15 protein-coding genes are annotated in these 18,083 nt (G+C 68.0%); 5 read left to right on the forward strand and 10 right to left on the reverse strand.

The annotated features are described in order from the left end of the window. The first annotated feature begins 10 nt into the window (after window positions 1-10). Window positions 11-1,015 carry an EF-P beta-lysylation protein EpmB gene (gene epmB, locus KVS69_RS02430; protein WP_184126582.1) on the forward strand — a complete coding sequence of 335 codons (1,005 nt, stop codon included), beginning with the start codon at window positions 11-13 and terminating at the stop codon, window positions 1,013-1,015. Window positions 1,016-1,080: 65 nt separating this feature from the next. On the opposite strand, the gene KVS69_RS02435 is transcribed toward epmB, so the two are convergent. The 3 genes from KVS69_RS02435 to KVS69_RS02445 are packed head-to-tail and all read right to left on the reverse strand — an operon-like array spanning window position 1,081 to window position 4,990. Then, entirely contained in the window at window positions 1,081-3,207 is a 2,127-nt protein-coding gene (locus tag KVS69_RS02435) for an EAL domain-containing protein (protein ID WP_217536380.1), read from the reverse strand. Beyond that, window positions 3,204-4,163, reverse strand: coding sequence for a phosphate/phosphite/phosphonate ABC transporter substrate-binding protein (locus tag KVS69_RS02440; RefSeq protein WP_217536383.1), 960 nt, complete (start codon window positions 4,161-4,163; stop codon window positions 3,204-3,206). Before KVS69_RS02440 ends, KVS69_RS02435 begins: the two co-directional genes overlap by 4 nt. A gap of 56 nt (window positions 4,164-4,219) precedes the next feature. Then, window positions 4,220-4,990, reverse strand: a complete 771-nt coding sequence (locus KVS69_RS02445) for an RNA methyltransferase (RefSeq protein ID WP_217536386.1) — start codon at window positions 4,988-4,990, stop codon at window positions 4,220-4,222. Window positions 4,991-5,111: 121 nt separating this feature from the next. On the opposite strand from KVS69_RS02445, the gene KVS69_RS02450 reads away from it, so the two are divergent. Beyond that, window positions 5,112-5,939, forward strand: coding sequence for an inositol monophosphatase family protein (locus tag KVS69_RS02450; protein WP_068853263.1), 828 nt, complete (start codon window positions 5,112-5,114; stop codon window positions 5,937-5,939). A 639-nt stretch (window positions 5,940-6,578) separates the two neighbouring features. Here the strand turns inward: KVS69_RS02450 and htpX are convergent. Further along, the gene (htpX, locus tag KVS69_RS02455) at window positions 6,579-7,451 is read right to left on the reverse strand and encodes a protease HtpX (protein WP_068853266.1); all 873 of its coding nucleotides are present in this window, start codon (window positions 7,449-7,451) and stop codon (window positions 6,579-6,581) included. 92 nt (window positions 7,452-7,543) lie between these two features. On the opposite strand from htpX, the gene gluQRS reads away from it, so the two are divergent. The 3 genes from gluQRS (at window position 7,544) to phaR (ending at window position 10,112) form a co-directional block, all read left to right on the forward strand. Then, window positions 7,544-8,428: a tRNA glutamyl-Q(34) synthetase GluQRS gene (gene gluQRS, locus KVS69_RS02460; protein ID WP_217536389.1), complete on the forward strand. Its 885-nt coding sequence runs from the start codon at window positions 7,544-7,546 to the stop codon at window positions 8,426-8,428. 69 nt (window positions 8,429-8,497) lie between these two features. After that, window positions 8,498-9,238: a beta-ketoacyl-ACP reductase gene (locus KVS69_RS02465; protein ID WP_068853270.1), complete on the forward strand. Its 741-nt coding sequence runs from the start codon at window positions 8,498-8,500 to the stop codon at window positions 9,236-9,238. Window positions 9,239-9,587: 349 nt separating this feature from the next. Then, entirely contained in the window at window positions 9,588-10,112 is a 525-nt protein-coding gene (gene phaR, locus KVS69_RS02470) for a polyhydroxyalkanoate synthesis repressor PhaR (RefSeq protein WP_068853272.1), read from the forward strand. A gap of 82 nt (window positions 10,113-10,194) precedes the next feature. On the opposite strand, the gene KVS69_RS02475 is transcribed toward phaR, so the two are convergent. The 6 genes from KVS69_RS02475 to KVS69_RS02500 all read right to left on the reverse strand — a co-directional run bounded on the left by KVS69_RS02475 (window position 10,195) and on the right by KVS69_RS02500 (window position 18,067). Beyond that, the gene (locus KVS69_RS02475) at window positions 10,195-11,139 is read right to left on the reverse strand and encodes a TraB/GumN family protein (RefSeq protein ID WP_217536400.1); all 945 of its coding nucleotides are present in this window, start codon (window positions 11,137-11,139) and stop codon (window positions 10,195-10,197) included. Window positions 11,140-11,141: 2 nt separating this feature from the next. Then, window positions 11,142-12,077 carry a DUF1684 domain-containing protein gene (locus KVS69_RS02480; protein WP_217536402.1) on the reverse strand — a complete coding sequence of 312 codons (936 nt, stop codon included), beginning with the start codon at window positions 12,075-12,077 and terminating at the stop codon, window positions 11,142-11,144. 11 nt (window positions 12,078-12,088) lie between these two features. After that, window positions 12,089-13,945, reverse strand: a complete 1,857-nt coding sequence (gene mutL / locus KVS69_RS02485; RefSeq protein ID WP_217536405.1) for a DNA mismatch repair endonuclease MutL — start codon at window positions 13,943-13,945, stop codon at window positions 12,089-12,091. 450 nt (window positions 13,946-14,395) lie between these two features. Then, window positions 14,396-16,012 carry an N-acetylmuramoyl-L-alanine amidase gene (locus KVS69_RS02490; RefSeq protein ID WP_217536545.1) on the reverse strand — a complete coding sequence of 539 codons (1,617 nt, stop codon included), beginning with the start codon at window positions 16,010-16,012 and terminating at the stop codon, window positions 14,396-14,398. A gap of 88 nt (window positions 16,013-16,100) precedes the next feature. Continuing rightward, on the reverse strand, window positions 16,101-16,583 hold the full coding sequence (gene tsaE / locus KVS69_RS02495; protein ID WP_093536353.1) for a tRNA (adenosine(37)-N6)-threonylcarbamoyltransferase complex ATPase subunit type 1 TsaE: 483 nt from the start codon (window positions 16,581-16,583) through the stop codon (window positions 16,101-16,103). Between the two features lie 5 nt (window positions 16,584-16,588). Beyond that, window positions 16,589-18,067 carry an NAD(P)H-hydrate dehydratase gene (locus KVS69_RS02500; RefSeq protein ID WP_217536408.1) on the reverse strand — a complete coding sequence of 493 codons (1,479 nt, stop codon included), beginning with the start codon at window positions 18,065-18,067 and terminating at the stop codon, window positions 16,589-16,591. Window positions 18,068-18,083: the final 16 nt, after the last annotated feature.

Raw genomic sequence — 18,083 nt, forward strand, 5'->3', positions numbered from 1 at the left:
CCCCCATTCCATGCAGCTCTCCGCCACGCCCCTGCCCACCCCCGTCCGCTGGCAGCAGCTGTGGCGCGAGGCGGTCCGCGACCCGCGGACCCTGCTGGAACAGCTGGGGCTGGATCCGGACGCGCTGCCGGTATCGGCCGAGGCGGCCGGGCAGTTCGCGCTGCGGGTGCCGCAAGGCTTCATCGCCCGCATGCGCCAGGGCGACCGCCATGACCCGCTGCTGCGCCAGGTACTGCCGGTGACCGACGAGCTGCAGCACGCGCCGGGCTTCACCCTGGATGCGGTCGGCGATGGGCTGGCCCGCAAGGCCACCGGGGTGATCCAGAAGTACCAGGGCCGTGCCCTGCTGGTGACCACCGGCAGCTGCGCGATCAATTGCCGTTACTGCTTCCGCCGGCATTTCGATTACGGCACCGAGAACGCGGCCCGCGAGGGCTGGCGCGAGGCGGTGGACGCAATCGCGCAGGACCCGGGCATTGACGAGGTGATCCTGTCCGGCGGCGATCCGCTGTCGCTGGCCACCCACAAGCTGGTGGAGCTGACCCAGGCGCTGAAGCAGATTCCGCACCTGCGCCGCCTGCGCATCCACAGCCGCCTGCCGGTGGTGCTGCCCGAGCGGGTGGACGAGGAGCTGGTGCAGTGGATCGCCGCCCTGCCCTGGCCGGTGGCGTTCGTGATCCACGCCAACCACGCCAATGAATTCGATGCATCGGTGGATGCGGCCATGGCGCGCCTGCGCGGCGCCGGCGCTACCCTGCTCAACCAGGCAGTGCTGCTGCGCGGGGTGAACGATTCGCTGCAGGCGCTGCAGGACCTGAGCGAGCGCAGTTTTGCTGCAGGCGTGCTGCCGTATTACCTGTACCAGGTGGACCGGGTACAGGGCGTGGCGCATTTCGAGGTGGACGATGCAACGGCCAAATCGCTGCACGCGCAGCTGACGGCGCGGTTGTCCGGGTACCTGGTACCGAAGCTGGTGCGGGAAATTTCCGGCGATTCCAGCAAGCGCCCGGTGTAGGGCGCAAGCGCCCTACACCGCGCTTGCGGTAGAGCCGACTGTTAGTCGGCTTCCGCTTTGCCGCCCTACCGCCCGGATTCGATCATTTCCACGACATCGGTGGCCGTGATCGGCACGCTCAGCCAATAGCCCTGCGCCAGGTCGCAACCGCGCTGGCTCAGCAGGTCGAACTGCACTTCCTGTTCGATGCCTTCGGCCACCACGGTGATGCCCAGCGCGTGGGCCATGGCGATGATCGCCGTGGTCAGGGCCAGGTCGTCCGGGTCGCGCTGCATGTCGGCGACGAAGCTCTTGTCGATCTTGACCCCGTCCACCGGCACCTGGCGCAGGTGGCTCAGCCCCGAGAAGCCGGTGCCGAAATCGTCCAGCCAGACCTTCACGCCGGTGCGGTGCAGCTTGTCCAGCAGGGCCGCGGCCAGCATCTCATCGCCGATCACCGCCGTTTCGGTCAGCTCCAGGTGCAGGCGCGAGGCCGGCAGGCCGGTGTCACGCAGGCAGTCGGCCACCAGCTGGGGCAGCTCGCCGCCGCGCAGCTGGCGCGGAGATACGTTGACCGAGACGAACATGCCTTCGCCATCGGACGAATGCGGCCACTGCACCGCTTCCATGCAGGCCGCGCGCAGCACCTTCGGGCCGATCACTTCGATCAGGCCACTCTGTTCGGCCACTTCGATGAACACCGAGGGCGGAATGGTGCCCAGGGTCGGGTGCTGCCAGCGCAGCAGCACTTCGACCCCGACCATGCGGCGGTCGCGGGTACGGAAGATGGGCTGGTAGACCAGGCGCAGCTCGCCGCGCTCCCAGGCGCCGCGCAGTTCCTGCTCCATGTGCACGCGGCGTTCCACCGCATGGTCCATGGCCCGACTGTAATAGCGGTAGCAGTTCTTGCCGGCGACCTTGGCCTGGTACATGGCGATGTCGCCATTCTTGAGCAGGGTGGTCGCATCGGCGGCATCGTCGGGGAACAGGGTCACGCCGATGGAGGTGCCGAGGAACAGCTCGCGGCCCTGCACCACCAGCGGCTTGCTCAGTTCGCGGACCAGCAGTTCAGCCAGCTGGCGCGCGCTCGCCGCCACGTCGCCATCGCCGATCAGGATCACGAACTCGTCGCCGCCAAAGCGGGCCAGCAGCGCTTCGTCGCCCCCGGCCTGGGCCACGGCCGCACTGATGCGCTGGGCGAACTGCAGCAGCGCTTCATCGCCGGCCTCGTGGCCGAGGGTGTCGTTGACGCGCTTGAAGTCGTCCATGTCGGCGAACAACAGGCCCAAGCGGTGGTTGGACGCGCGCGCGGCCATCAGCCGGTGGTCCAGCGCCTCGCGGAACGCCAGCCGGTTGGTCAGCCCGGTCAGGGCATCGGTATAGGCCATGTGGCGCACTTCGCGATCGTGCCGCGCAATGGCCTCGCTCATCCGGCCGAACGCACGCACCAGCTCGCCCACTTCGTCCTGGCGGTTGCTGTTGCTCAGCTGCGGCCGGTAGTCACCCGCCTCGATCTGGCGCGCGGCGGCGGCCAACCCGCGGATCGGGCCGACCAGGGTGCGCTGCACATACACGATGACCCCCGCGCCGATGGCCAGCAGCAGGCCCAGCATCAGCAGCAGCCAGCCCAGGTGGCGCTTGCCCACCTGCTGCAGGCGCTCGCCCAGGGTCAGGTTGGCCCGCTGCTCCATGGCCTGCACGTCATCCAGCGCCATGCCGACGCGGACGCCGCCAATGCGCTGGTTGCCGATCATGATCGGCATGGCGTTGTCGAGCACTTTGGGCGATTGCTGCACCACCAGCTTGCGCGCGCCCACTGCCCCAGCGGCCAGCGGATCTTCCATGGGCCGGCCGAAATCGACCACTTCGGTCGAACCGTCGTGGATCAGCTTGCCGTCCTCGTCGAACACCAGCACGTAGCGCACCACCTGTTGCCGCGAGGTATTGCGCACCAGCGCACCTACCTGGGCCAGGTCGTTGTAGTACAGCGGGTTGGCCAGCGCGTCGGACAGCTCGCGCGCCAGGGCCTCGCCCCGGCTGCGCACGCTGCGGTCGAACAGTTCGTGGATGACGCTGCCGCTGAGGTGCTTGACCTCCTCCTGCATCGCCGCCTGGCGCCCCAGCACCACGGCCACGATCGCCACCACCACCACCATCGCCCCGCCCATCGCCAACACGAAACGGGACTGCATTCCGGAACCCAACGGCCTCATTCCACTTCCATCCGCACGCGTGTAAGACCCTGTTTCAATTCATCCAAACGGTGCTGCATCTGCGCATCGACCCGATGGAACCCGGACGTACCAAAAAACTTCTCGAGCGCATCCTGCGCCTGCGGATCCGAGGCGGCATCCAGCAGTACCTGCTGCAACCTGTCACGCACTTTCGGGTCCAGCCCCGCGCGCACCACTTCCACCGCACGCGGGTACGGCTCGGTGCGATGGATGGCACGGAAGTCGCGGCGGAACGCGGCCGGAATCCGGTGCTGATCGGCCCAATCCACGCTGCTGACCGCGCCGGCATCGACCATGCCCTTGTGCACGAAGGTGGCGATGTTGGCCTCCGACCGCGCGAACACATAGCCCACCGTATCGGGCGCGGCCGCGTCGCGCGCGGACAACAGGATCTCCGGGGTCAGGCCGTTCTGCAACAGGGTCATCACCGGCACCAGGTAGGCGCTGGTGGAGGCCACGTTCTGCAGGGCCAGGGTGTGGCCCTTGAGGTCGGCCAGCGAGGTGATGGGGCTGTCGCGGCGCACGAAAAACACGGTCTGGTAGTCGCGCACGCCGCTGCGTTCGGTCAGCAGCAGCGGCTGGGCGCCGCTGCGCAGGCCCAGGTTGACGGCGGTGCCGGAGGTTTCGGTGACCCAGTCGACCCGGCCACGGCGCAGGTAGCTGGCCATCTGCTGCGCATCGGGCGCCATCAGGATGCGGCCTTCGGTGATGCCGACATCGCGCATGCGTGGAACAACATAGTCGAGCAGGGGTTGCAGTTGCGCATAGTGTGACTTGGGGTTGTCGCTGATCCGACCCAGCACCAGGACATGGCCCGGTTCGGCGTGGCCTGGACGGGTGTCATCAGGGGGGGCCGCTGCGGTGCCAGCCGTCATGACGCTGGCCAGACACAGCACCCCTCCCTGCAGCAGCCATCGCAGTACCGGCAATCCCATCCGCTCCCCCCAAGGAATCGAGACAGCCTACCCGAAAAAGTGAGACGTGCGTCGGGTCAATCGGGTTTAGCGTTCGCCAGGCGTGCCATCCGCTGGGCGTCGGCCAGAATGCCGCGCAGCAGCCGCACTTCCTGTTCGCTCAGTTCGGTGCGCAGGAACAGCCGGCGCAGTTTGCGCATGGCCGAATCCGGGGCGCGGCCCTTGTGGAAGTCGATCTCGTCCAGGGTCTGGCCGAGCTGGCCGAACAGGCCTTCGACCTGGGCGTGGCTGGCCGGCTGTTCACGATGTTCAGGATCGGCCGGCGCGGCCGCTTCCACTCCACCCAGGCTGGCCATGCGCAGCTCGTAGGCCAGCACCTGCACGGCGGCGGCGAGGTTCAGCGAGCTGAACTCCGGGTTGGAAGGAATGTGCACGGCCAGGTGGCACAGCTGCAGCTCTTCATTGGTCAGGCCGGTACGCTCGCGACCGAATACGAAGGCGACCTCGCCATCGATCTCGGCCGCCTTGGCCAGGGCGCGCTGGGCGGCCACGCCGGGCAGCAGTTCTTCGAGTTGGACGCGGCGGGCGCGGGCGGTACAGCCCAGCACCAGCCGGCAGTCGGCCACGGCTTCGGCCAGGGTGGCCACGACCGGGGCGTCGCCCAGCACGTCCTCGGCGCCGGCCGAGCGGCGGAAGGCTTCCTCATCCAGCGGCTTTTCGGGGGCGACCAGCACCAGCCGGCCCAGTCCCATGGTCTTCATGGCACGCGCGGCGGCGCCCATGTTGCCGGGGTGCTGGGTGCCCACGAGGACGAAACGGATACGGGAGGAAGCAGATTCAGTGGACATGAACAGGCCAAACGCGAGCAGGACAGTCACAAATGGTAAACTGTGTGACCGGCCTCTGCGCCGGGACCGCTCTTTTCCCCCGCCAGTACCCCCTACTCTGCCTTTCCGGGAGCTTTTCGCCATGCAGAAACCCGCCGTCACCGTCATGGTCAAGGCCGCCCGCCTCGCCGGCAACGTCCTGTTGCGCAACATCAACAAGCTGGAGGCGTTGAACGTCGTGCAGAAGGGGCGCATGGACTATGCCAGTGAAGTCGATGCGGATGCGGAAAAGGTGATCGTCAAGGAACTCAAGCGCGCCTATCCCGAGTACGGGATCATGGGCGAGGAAGGCGGCGTGCAGGCCGTCAACCGCTACATGTGGGTCATCGACCCGCTCGACGGCACCAGCAACTACCTCCGCGGCTTCCCGCACTACTGCGTCTCCATTGCCCTGGTCGAAAACGGCGAGCCGATCGACGCGGTGATCTTCGATCCGCTCCGCAATGAACTGTTCACCGCCAGCCGTGGCGCCGGTGCGGTGCTGAACGACCGCCGCATCCGCGTGGCCGACCGCAAGGACCTGGCGGGCGCGATGATCCACACCGGCTTCGCCCCGCGCGAGCGCAACCGCACCAGCGCCCAGCTGAAGGCGGTGGACGCGCTGCTGGTCCACGCCGAAGACGTGCGCCGCACCGGTTCGGCCGCGCTGGACCTGGCCTACGTGGCCTGCGGCCGCGCCGACGCCTACTTCGAAGCAGGCGTGAAAGCCTGGGACATCGCCGCCGGCGTACTGCTGGTCCGCGAGGCCGGCGGCCGCGTCTGCGACTTCAAGGGCGCAACCCCGGGCCGCATGGACAGCCGTGGCCCGGAAACCCAGCAGATCGTGGCCGGCAACGTGAAGAACACCGACATCCTGCAGAAGGTGCTGGTCAACACGGGCTACGCGGCCGAGTTCGACGCGAAGTTCTGATCTGGTTGATGTGCGATTCAAGCGACGGCGCCTGCGGGCGCCGTTTTTTTTGTTTGGGTCCGCGCTTAGAGCGTTGGCTGTTCGGTTGTTCCTGCGCGGGGCGAGGACGGGGATGCCCTGGCCGGACACGCGTGAACCCATCCATGGGGCTTATCGCAGCATCCATGCTGCTCAAAGTCCGGCCAGGGCATCCCCGCCCTCGCCCCCTCAGTTCTCTGCGACGACCGGACACAAGATCAAAAGCGTCGCGCGAGCCGCCGCATTCTCGGCTGCTCAGCCACGCATGGCGTGGCTCTACGAAGTAACAGGTTGCTCCACAGATCGCCACTTGCCGTTGACTTCGTCACCGCCGGCGCGATCTGTCTGGGGGCGCGGGGTGGGAGGGGGTAGCGGGGCTTTGAGCAGCATGGATGCTGCGATAAGCCCCATGGATGGGTTCACGCGTGCCCCGCTACCCCCTCCCACCCCGCGCCCCCGCGCGCAGAGAATGAAAACGCTAGTGCTTCCCAGCGCGGCAAGCCCAGCAGGCGAAGGCTTTTTGCATTGCGCACCGACCAACGGTCGGTACCTACCCATGCCGCAAAAAGAAAACGCCCGACCAACAGGCCGGGCGCTTCTTTCAAACCAACCACCAGCGCATCACGCCACGGTGTTGCTCGCGGCCTTCAGCGCGGCAATGCGCTCTTCCAGCGGCGGGTGGCTCAGGAACAGCTTCTTGGCGGTGGCGCCGGCGATGCCGAACGCGGCGATCTGGGTCGGCAGGGTGCTCTGGCCGTGATTGAGCTTCAGGCGCTCCAGTGCGGCGATCATCTTCTGGCGGCCGGCCAGGTGCGCACCGCCGGCGTCGGCGCGGAACTCGCGATGGCGCGAGAACCACATGGCGATCATGGTCGCGAACAGGCCGAACACCATTTCCAGCACGAACACGATGATGAAGTAGGCGAAGCCGCGGCCGCCGCCTTCGCGGTTGCCCGACAGCGCACTGTCGATGATGCCGCCGACCACGCGTGCCAGCACGATCACGAACGTGTTGAGCACGCCCTGCAGCAGCGCCATGGTGATCATGTCACCGTTGGCCACGTGCGCGATTTCATGGCCCAGTACCGCCTCGGCCTCGTCCTCGCTCATGTTCTGCAGCAGGCCCGTGGAGACCGCCACCAGCGCGTTGTTGCGGTTGGCACCGGTTGCGAACGCATTGATTTCCGGGCCGTCATAGACCGCCACTTCCGGCATGCCGATACCGGCTTCGCGCGCCTGGCGCTCCACCGTGGCCAGCAGCCAGCGCTCGGTCTGGTTGCGCGGCTCGGTGATCACTACCGCGCCAGTGGAACGCTTGGCCATCCACTTCGACAGCAGCAGCGAGATCAGCGACCCGCCAAAACCGAAGATGGCCGCAACCACCAGCAGGCCGCTCATGCTTGCCGGATCGATACCGGCCAGGCGCATTACGAAGCCTGCCAGGATCAACACGGCGAAGTTGGTCGCGAGGAACAGGGCAATACGACTGAACATGGGAAAAGGACGCTTTCAGGTGGGTGTTGGTGCAAATCTGCGGGGACTTCATGTTGAATTCAAGTCGCAACCTGACCGACGATTCATAGTTCATGTCCATGACTGCCTACCGCGGGCGCTTCGCCCCCTCGCCCACCGGCCCCCTCCACGCCGGCTCGCTGCTCGCCGCCTTCGGCAGCTGGCTGCTGGCCCGGCACGCCCGTGGCCAGTGGCTGGTCCGGGTCGAAGACGTCGACCCGCCCCGCACCGTGCCTGGCGCCATCGACCAGCAACTGGCCGCCCTGGCCGCCTTCGGCCTGGGCAGCGATGACGCCATCGTCCACCAGAGCCAGCGCGACGCCCTCTACCAGGCCGCGCTGGACCGCCTGCTGGCCGAGGACAAGGCCTTTGCCTGCCACTGCAGCCGTACCGAACTGGCCGACCAGCAGGGTATTCATCATTACTGCGTGGCACGTACTGAACGCGCCCGACCGGCCATCCGCCTGCGCGTGCCGCCGGGCAGCGTGGTCGCGTTCGACGACGGCCTGCGCGGCCGGATCCGCCAGGACGTGCATGCCGAAGTCGGCGATTTCGTACTGCGCCGGGCGGACGGCTACTGGGCCTACCAGCTGGCCGTGGTGGTCGACGACGGCGACCAGGCCATCACCGACGTGGTACGCGGGGCTGACCTGCTCGATTCCACGCCGCGCCAGATCCTGCTGCAGCAGGCGCTGGGGCTGCCCACCCCGCGCTACCTGCACCTGCCGCTGCTGCTGGAGCCGGACGGGCTCAAACTGTCCAAATCCGCCGCCGCGCGCCCGGTCGATGCCCATCGTCCCCTGCCCGCCCTGCAGCAGGCCTGGGCGCAGCTTGGCCAGGATCCCGCACGCCTGCAGGGCTGCCGCAGCGTTACCGAGCTCCTTGAACGGGCCGTTGCCGGCTTCGACCCGGCGCGATTGCCACCGGGTGACATCCGCCTTGACGCCGACGCCTGCTGAGCCGCCCATTTTCCGCCGCGATGTTGCAGAATCGCTGTCCCCCCCCTGTTGGCCCCGGAGTAGCTGCTCATGACATCTCGCGTCGCACTGGTCACCGGTGGTACCGGCGGTATCGGTTCCGCCATCTGCCAACGTCTGGCCGACCAGGGCCATCGGGTTGCCACCAACTACCGTGACGAAGCCAAGGCCCTGGCCTGGCGCGAGAAGATGCTGGCGCGCGGCTGCGACGTGGCGATCTTCCCCGGCGACGTCTCCGATCCGGATACCGCCGAACAGATGGTGCACGCGGTGGAAGCCGCACTGGGCCCGGTCGAGATCCTGGTCAACAACGCCGGCATCACCCGCGACACCACCTTCCACCGCATGCGCGCCGACCAGTGGCACGACGTGATCAACACCAACCTCAATTCGGTGTTCAACGTCACCCGCCCGGTCATTGAAGGCATGCGCCGCCGCGGCTGGGGCCGGGTGATCCAGATCAGCTCGATCAACGGCCTGAAGGGCCAGTACGGCCAGGCCAACTACGCCGCCGCCAAGGCCGGCATGCACGGCTTCACCATCTCGCTGGCGCGCGAAAATGCCGGCTTCGGCATCACCGTCAACACCATCTCGCCCGGCTACGTCGCCACCGACATGGTGATGGCCGTGCCCGACGAAGTACGCGCCAAGATCATCGCCGACATCCCCACCGGCCGCCTCGGCAAGCCCGAGGAAATCGCCTACGCCGTCGCCTTCCTGGTCGCCGAAGAAGCCGCCTGGATCACCGGCTCCAACCTCGACATCAACGGCGGCCACCACATGGGCTGGTAACGCTTACACCGTTACCCACCACAGGTTCCCAAGGCCCCCAACCGCCGGCGCCACCGCCATATCGGCATACCTGCGAAAAAAATGCTGCACTTCACCCGCCCGCCCACCGCAGGAGGAGCCCCCTGCTTGTTGAAGGGGGCGCGCCGAAGGCGCGGGGTTAAGGCGGCATGCCGCAGAGGCCCACGTTTTGCGCAGCAAAACGTGGGCAAGCGCAGCAGGCGTTGCGAATACCCCGGAATGCTGCACCCATGCTGCGCAGCATGAAGAACGCCACCAAATGACCAAAGGAGGTTGCAACGCCTGCTGCGCTGCGCCATGCTTCGCCCTTACGCTGACGAGTGATTGCTTCATGGCTGCGAACCGCATCATCAAGAAGTATCCCAACCGCCGTCTCTACGACACCGAGATTTCCAGTTACATCACCATCGAGGACGTGCGCCAGCTGATCCTGGACGGCGAGGACTTCGAAGTCCGCGACGCCAAGAGCGGCGACGACCTGACCCGTTCAGTGTTGCTGCAGATCATCGCCGACCAGGAACAGGACGGTGAGCCCATGCTCTCCACCCAGCTGCTCAGCCAGCTGATCCGGTTCTATGGCGATTCGCTGCAGGGCTTCATGGGCAACTACCTGGAGCGCAGCATGCAGGTCTTCCTGGACCAGCAGCAGCAGTTCCGTCAGCAGATGGGCAACCTGCTCGGCCAGACCCCGTGGGCGATGATGAACCAGCTCACCGAACGCAACCTGGAGCTTTGGCAGGACTTCCAGCGCAACATGGGCGGCGGCTTCGGCCCGCGTCCGCCGGGTACCCAGACCGGCACCGGTACGGGCACCGGCAAGCCCGAAGCCCCCACGGCCGGCAAGACCCGCCGTTGACTGCTTCGCCCGGCAGCGCCGGGACGCATGAAAAAAGGCGCAGCCTCACGGCCGCGCCTTTTTCATTTGCGCCCCGTGGAAATCAGCGCTTGGGTTTGGCGCAGCCGGTGCAGATCCGCTCCACCTGGTAGCCCTTGGCGCGCAGTTTTTCGACGACGCCATCATCGCCCAGCAGGTGCAGCGAGCCCACCACCACCAGCGTGCCGCCCTGCCCGGCCTTGAGCTGCTGCTCCAGCTTGGGTACCCACGCATTGTTGCGGTCGGTATTGATGCGCTTGTACAGCTGCGGGTACTCGCCGCGCATTTCCGCGGCCATCGAGGTCCACAGCAGCTTGTCGTCGCCACGGCGCCAGGCATCGTGCAGCTTGCGACCCATCGCATCGGCCTCGCTGGCCTGGTCCAGCGCTTCGGCCACCATCTGCTGCTGCTCCTGCGCGGACATGCCCGAGAGCACCGCCACCTGCGTATCGATGTCTTCCAGGCCACTGGTCGGCTTGCCCGCATCGGCGGCGCGCGTCATGAAATGCCGGTCCAGCCCCAGCGCCGGGTCCAGGCCCATCTTGGCGAACTGCGACAGCGTGATGGTCAGCCCGACGAACCACGGCTTCATGCCCTGCAACTGTGCCAGCGGCAGGTTGTTGTCGCGCGCGTAGGCCTGCAGCTTGGTCCAGGTGGCGTCGTCCAGGTCACGCCTGAGTTCGCTGCCATCGGTGCGCATCGCCGCCTGCAGCATCTTGCGGGTCAGGTCCGGCGACTGCATGTCCTGCGGCGAGAGTTCGAATACCACGCGCTTGGACGCCGCAAAGGCCTGGTCCACGTCGGCCGCCAGCGGATAATCGTCGGCACGCAGCAGATGGAACGAGCCCAGCAGGTACACCCGGCTGTCGCCCGGGCCGGTCACCTTCCACAGCAGCGGCACCGGCGCGGTGGATTTTGCCGCCGGCACGGCGGCCATCGTGGCTGCGCTGCCCAGCAGCAGGCTGGTCGCCAGCAGCAGCGGGGCCGCCAGTCGCTTCAGCATCGTCATGCTCAAACCCCTCCCTGGGGTGTGTGGTAGGCCTGCTCACCGGCTTCGACCTTCAGGTCCAGGCGGTTTTCCGGCGGGGTCAGTGGGCACGTGGCGAACGGCGTGAACGCACACGGCGGGTTGTAGGCGTGGTTGAAATCAATCACCACCTTGCCGCTCGCATCCGGTGCGGGCAGGTCCAGGTAGCGGCCAGCCGGGTAACTGCCATGGCCGCTGGTGCGGTCGCCGAAGATCACGAACAGCTCGCGCCCCGGCTCACCCAGCGCTTCCAGCCGCCAGGTCTTTCCATCGCGCTCGAATTCCAGCGCACCCGAATTCGGCATCTCGGTGGTGAGGCCGGTGATGTCCACGATCGGCAGGGTCTTGCCGGCCGGGTGCGGAACAAACCGCGCGCTGATGCGCCAGTCCGGACCACCCGGCCAGTAGTTCAGGCCAGTGAAGCCGGTGCGCGAATAGGCGTCGGCATGCTTGACCCGCAGCGCGTAGCGCTCACCACGGTGGATCAGGCTGAGCTGGCCCTTGCCATCATCGAAGCCGATAAGCGTAGGCGTCGGATCGCGGTCGCTCTGGAAACGGATCGGCCCGGTGAGCGGCTTGCCGTCCACGGTCAGTGCCGTGCCGCGCTCGGGGGTGAAGGTGAGTATGTCGCCACGGTGCGCCACCATGCCCAGCTTGGCCGGGCCCACGGCCAGGCGGATGCCGCTGCCGGGGCCGCTGCCGATGTAGTGCGCCTTGTGCTCAAGCCAGTGCAGGCCGACCAGGCTGGTCCAGCCATCGGGCGCGTGCAACTCGGTGTAGCGCTGCTGTCGCCATTGCTGCTGTTCGGCGGCGAATGCCGGATCCACCGCCGCCGGCGCCGGCGCGGCTTCTTTATCGCCACACCCTGCCAGGCCCAGCGCCAGCACTGCCGCGCCGAGTCCCCATCCCCAAGTACGCATCGTGCTCCCCTTCAACGTCCGCGCAGGAACCAGCGGTCGATTTCCGCCAGTGAAAAACGGGCCCAGGTGGGCCGGCCGTGGTTGCATTGGCCGGACCGCTCGGTAATTTCCATGTCGCGCAGCAGCGCGTTCATTTCCGGCAGGGTCAGCCGCCGGTTGGCGCGCACCGCACCGTGGCAGGCCATGGTCGACAACAGTTCGTCGCGCGCACTGGCGATGCGCCGGCTCTGGCCGTGTTCGCGAAGGTCGGTGAGCACATCGCGCAGCAGCCCTTCCGGCTCGGCGTTGGCCAGCAGCGCGGGAATGCTGCGCACATGCAGCGAACCGGGACCGGACCGGGTGATCTCGAACCCCAGCGCGGTCAGCGTATCGGCTTCGCGCTCGGCGGTATCGGCATCGCGCTCGCCCACTGCCAGGGTGATCGGCACCAGCAGCGGCTGCGCATGCAGGCCGGTGGCATCGTGCGCGGTCTTCAGCCGCTCATAGCCGATCCGCTCGTGGGCGGCATGCATGTCCACCACGATCAGGCCTTCGGCATTCTCGGCCAGGATGTAGATACCGTGCAGCTGCGCCACCGCATAGCCCAGCGGCGGCACGCCACTGTCGGCCGCGGTGACCGGCAGGCCCTGCTCGCTGGGCATCGGCGGCAGCGCGGCATCGCTGCCGGCCGGGCGCGCGTACAGCGCTGCATAGGCCGACGGGGCATCGGCCACGCGCAGGCCCAAAGGCGACTGCTGCGGGCGCCAGGCCGCGTTGCCCATGCCACCACCGCCACCGCCCGCCAACGCGTAGCCCGTGCCGGCCGCCGCACTGGCGTAGGCAGGCGCGGCAGCCTCGGCGACGCCCTCGCTGCCCGCCCCCGTCGCGGTCATGCCCGCACGGGTTTCGGCCAGCGCTTCTTTCAACGTGCGGTAGACGAAGTCATGGATCAACCTCGAATCGCGGAAACGCACTTCATGTTTGGCCGGGTGCACATTGACGTCCACCCGGGTCGGGTCCAGCTCCAGGAACAGCACGTACGCGGGCTGGCGGCCATGGAACAGCACATCGCCGTAGGCCATCTTCACCGCATGGGCCACGCTGCGGTCGCGCACCGAACGACCGTTGACGTACAGGTACTGCTGGTCAGTGCTGGCGCGCGAATAATGCGGCTGCGCGATCCAGCCATGCAGGCGCAGCCCGGCACCGCTGTGGTCCACGCGCATGGCCTGGGCGGCGAAGTCGTCGCCCAGCGTTTCGCCCAGCCGCGCATCGGAATACAGATCACCCGGCTTGTAGCGCCGCGACGGCTTGCCGTTGTGCGATACGCGCAGCTCCACGTCCGGCCGCGCCAGCGCCAGCGAACGCAGCCATTCTTCGATATGGCCCAGTTCCGTCCGCTCGGCGCGCAGGAATTTGCGGCGAGCCGGCACGTTGTAGAACAGCTCGCGCACTTCCACCGTGGTGCCCGGTGCATGCGCGCGCGGGGTGACTTCACCCAGCTTGCCGCCTTCGATCTGCAGCGCCGAGCCATGCTCGTCACTGCGCCGGCGCGAGGCCAGGGTAAAGCGGCTCACCGACGCGATCGACGGCAGCGCCTCGCCACGGAAGCCCAGCGTGGCCACCGCTTCCAGGTCATCCAGACTGGCGATCTTGCTGGTGGCATGCCGCGACACCGCCAGCGGCAGTTCTTCCGGCGCGATGCCACCACCATCGTCACGGATGCGGATCAACCGCACCCCACCCTCTTCCAGGTCGATATCCACGCGGGTGGCACCGGCATCGAGCGCGTTTTCCACCAGTTCCTTGACCACCGACGCCGGGCGTTCAACGACTTCGCCCGCGGCGATCTGATTGATGAGGATTTCGGGAAGCTGGCGGATGGTCATGCGGGAATGATATCCGGATCGTGGGGATGGATTCCGATATCGATTGGCCAATGGGCCCATGGTCGATTGATCCCGATCCCCATGGGCCCGTAAAAATTCGTAGCCCCGGCCGTTGGCCGGACACCGCGCGCAGCGCGGCCCAAGCGTCCGGAGCCGACGATTCATCGGTTGCGGCCTTCCCCCCGGCGTTTACGCGTTCCGAAGACACCCGTCAGGCGTTCATGACGCCTGATACGCGGTTTCGTTTCGGGTTTACACCCGGATGCATGGCCGCCATCGAGAGCAGGTCGAGCTCCGGACGCTTGGGCCGCGCTGCGCGCGGTGTCCGGCCAACGGCCGGGGCTACGAACCGTTACGTAACGTCCGGATACCCGGATCAATCAACCATGGGCTCCAGTGGGTACGTTGGGGCCGGGCAGACGCCACAAAAAAACCCGCCGAAGCGGGTTTTTATTTGCTGCCGCCGGCGACCGTGCTGGCGGCGTCTATCTCGGCCTGGGCGCGGGCCGCGTAGAGCGTGCCTGGTGGCGGTTGGCGGCTGAAGAACGTATGCACGCCATCCAACACCGCACCAGCGATCTGGCGCTGGTAGGCCGGGTCCATCAGCCGGCGCTCCTCGTCCGGGTTGGAGATGAAGGCCGTTTCCACCAGCATCGCCGGCATGTCCGAAGTGCGCAGCACCGCGAAGTTGGCCCGTTCAATCGCCGGCTTGTGGTTCTTGCCGATCCGCTTCAGCCCGCCCAGCACATGCCCGGCCGCGTCTTCGGAGGCCTTCATGTAACCGCTCTGGGCCAGGTCCAGCAGCACATTGGCCAGCGTGCCCTCCGTCTGCTGCAGGCGCACGCCACCGACCAGGTCGGCCGCGTTTTCCTTGTCCGCCAGCCAGCGCGCACGCTGCGACGACGCGCCCTTGGTCGACAGCACGTATACCGACGAACCCGTCGCCGCGCGGTTTTCCGCGGCATCGGCGTGGATCGAGATGAAGATGTCGGCCTTGGCCGAACGTGCCTTCTGCGCGCGCATCGGCAGCGGAATGAACACGTCGGTATCGCGGGTCAGGAACGCCTTCAGGCCCGGCGTCGCATTGACCTGGCGCGCCAGCTCACGCGCCACCGCCAGCGTGATGTCTTTTTCGCGCTTGCCGGTCGGCCCCACGGCGCCCGGGTCCTGGCCGCCGTGGCCGGGATCGATCGCCACCACCAGCGGGCGCATGCCCGACTGCATCTTGACCCGCGACGCATCGCTGGGCATCACCGGGCGCGGCGGCTGCGCCGGCACCACGGTGGTCGGCACCGGCACGTTGGCCGCCGTCGGCTGGCCGGCCAGGATGGCAGCAGGCGACGCGGAATTGCTGGCAGCGTTGGCGGTGCCGGCCGCCGCCACGTTGACCGTGGTCGCGGTCGGCGCGGCCGGGGTCGGCACCGGCGTGGCGGCGCTGACGCTGGCCTGTTGCCGCACCGAAGCGGTCAACAGCGCCGTGGCGCGGGCGGCGTCATTGCGCGCCTGCGCCGCTTCGGCTGGCGTCGGCGGCAGGGTCTGGGTGGTTGCAGGCACGGGCGCGCCGTTGGCCTGCGCCGCCATCGGTGCAGGTGCAGTCGTGCTGCCTGGCGTGGTGCTGTTCGCTGCAGTGACCGGTGCCGGGGTAGTCGGCACGGGCGCACGGGCCACGCTGGCCGGTGCGTCGCCCGGCCACTCGATCACCAGCCGCGAATCCTCGCCCTGCTTGACCAGCTGCGGCTTGAACGGCGCCACCGATTCGGCCAGGTCGAACACCACCCGGAACGTGCCGGGCACCGGCTGCCCGGTGCGTACCGCCGTGACCACGCCCTTGGGCGCAGGCAGCTTGAGGTTGCGCACCGCGCTGGAATCGGGGAAATCGACCACCAACCGGTTCGGGCCGGCCAAGGTCAGGGTCTTGTAGCCGCCGCTGCCGGACAGCGCGATCTCGGCGCGGGTGCCGGTCGAACCGGTCTCCAGGGCCACCTGGCGGACTTCGCCCGCCCACGACATCGCGCTCGCCAGACAGAGTCCGACGGCGGCGCAGATGGCAGTGAGTGGCTTCCCCATTGGCATGGGTACGGATTCAATCACTGCGCTGAATGAAAAGCAACACCTTTTCCCTTAATAATCCGTAACCTGGGGGTGTTTCCTACTGTCAGCCGACAGAAAGGGCCTGCAAGTCGCCCCCTTGCGGGAGCCGTTCCAGCCATTCATGTCCTGCCGCACTGGCCGCGCCCAGCCGCGCGCGACGGCCCTGCCCCTCGATCTCCAGCGCCACGATCAGGTCGGTGGGCGGCAGCGCGCCGGCCCCGCGCTCGGGCCATTCCACCAGCCACAGCGAGGCACTGCCCTCGTCCAGGCCGAGGAAATCCAGTTCTTCCGCCTGCCCGATCCGATACAGGTCCAGGTGCCAGGCTTCGTGACCGTCGCTCAGCGGATAGCGCTCGACCAGCGTGTAGGTGGGGCTGCGGACGTTGCCCTGCACGCCCAGCGCGCGCAGCAGCGCCCGGGCCAGGGTGGACTTGCCGGCACCGAGGTCACCTCTCAACTCAACCACCGCGTGCGGGGGTCGGGTGGCCGCCAGCCATTGGCCGAGCAGGTCGGTGTCCTGCGGTTGTGCCAGGAAGAACTCAATCATGGACGTCACGGTTCCGGGTTCACCCGCCGGCGCAGCGGCACCAGCAGGTCGGTGGGGAGCAGGCCACGCTGGCCTTCGCTGGCCGCGTCATCGCCGGCCAGGCTGTGCAGCAGCGCACCGCTGCTGGCCGCGTCGAACGCGTCCAGCCCCTGCGCGCGCAGTGCGGCAATGATGCCGGTGAGCAGGTCGCCCATCCCACCCACCGCCATGCCCGGGTTGCCGGCGGCGATCACCCGTGGGCGTTGATGCGGTGTGGCCACGATCGTGCCGGCGCCTTTGAGCACCACTACGGCATTGAAACGCGCGGCCAGTGCCGCAGCGGCGGCGAAACGGTCGGCCTGTACCTGGGCGGTGTCGGTACCCAGCAGCCGCGCCGCCTCGCCCGGGTGCGGGGTGAGAATCGCGTCGTGCAGCGTCCGTGGCGTGGCGGCCAGCAGGTTCAACGCATCGGCATCGATCACCAGCGGTTTGCCGCTGGCCAGCACCTGCCGCCACAGCTCGTGGGCCCAGTCGTCCTGGCCCAGCCCGGGACCGATCGCGATCACTTTCGCGCGCGGCAGCAGCGCCTGCAGGTCCTGCGCCTCCTGCACCGGGTGGGCCATGACTTCGGGCAGGCGCGCCAGCAGCGGCGCGATGTGCTGCGCCTGGGTGGCCACGCTGACCAGCCCGGCGCCAGCGCGCAGCGCCGATTCTGCGGCCAGCATCACCGCGCCCCCACTGCCGGCGTTGCCGCCCACGCACAGCACATGGCCGGATTCGCCTTTGTGCGTGTTGGCACGGCGCGGCGCCAGCTGCGTGGGCAGCCGGGAAGGCAGCCACAGGCACGCTGCCGGAGCGATGCCCCGCTGCGAACCGTCGGGCAGCGACAGCGGTGCCAGCCGGCGGCCACCGATGTATTCCAGCGCATCTGCGGTGTACAGGCCCTGGTGACGGACGATGAACTGCAGGGTGATCGTGGCGCGCACCGCAACACCGGGCACCGCGCCGGTACGCGCGTCCACGCCACTGGGCACATCCAGCGAAAGCACGGGCAGCCCGCTGTCGATGATCGCCGCGATCAGGCGTGCCGCATCGCCGTTCGGCGCGCGGTTCAGGCCGATGCCGAACAGTGCATCGACCACGATGTCAGCGGCAGGCAATTCCCCTGCGAAGATGGTTTCCGGCCCGCCCACCGCCAGATACGCCGCGCGGGCCCGTTCAGCCAGTTCCGTCCGCGCGCCGGCATCGGCCAGCCGCAGCACCTGCACCTGGCGCCCGGCCTGGCGGGCCAGCCGCGCCAGCACGTAGCCATCGCCGCCGTTGTTGCCCGCACCGGCCGCCACGCACAGCCGCTGCGCCTGCGGCCAGCGCTCAAGCAGGCAGTGCCAGGCGGCCGTGCCGGCCTGCTCCATCAGCCCCGCGCCGCCATCGCCCAGCAGCGCGCTGGCCTGGGCATCGAGACGGCGCGCGGCGGCGACATCGAACAGTTCATCGAGTTCGTGCATGCCGGGATTCTATACT

Origin of the sequence: Stenotrophomonas sp. GbtcB23 (assembly GCF_019091045.1) — a bacterium.
GTDB classification, from domain to species: domain Bacteria; phylum Pseudomonadota; class Gammaproteobacteria; order Xanthomonadales; family Xanthomonadaceae; genus Stenotrophomonas; species Stenotrophomonas rhizophila_A.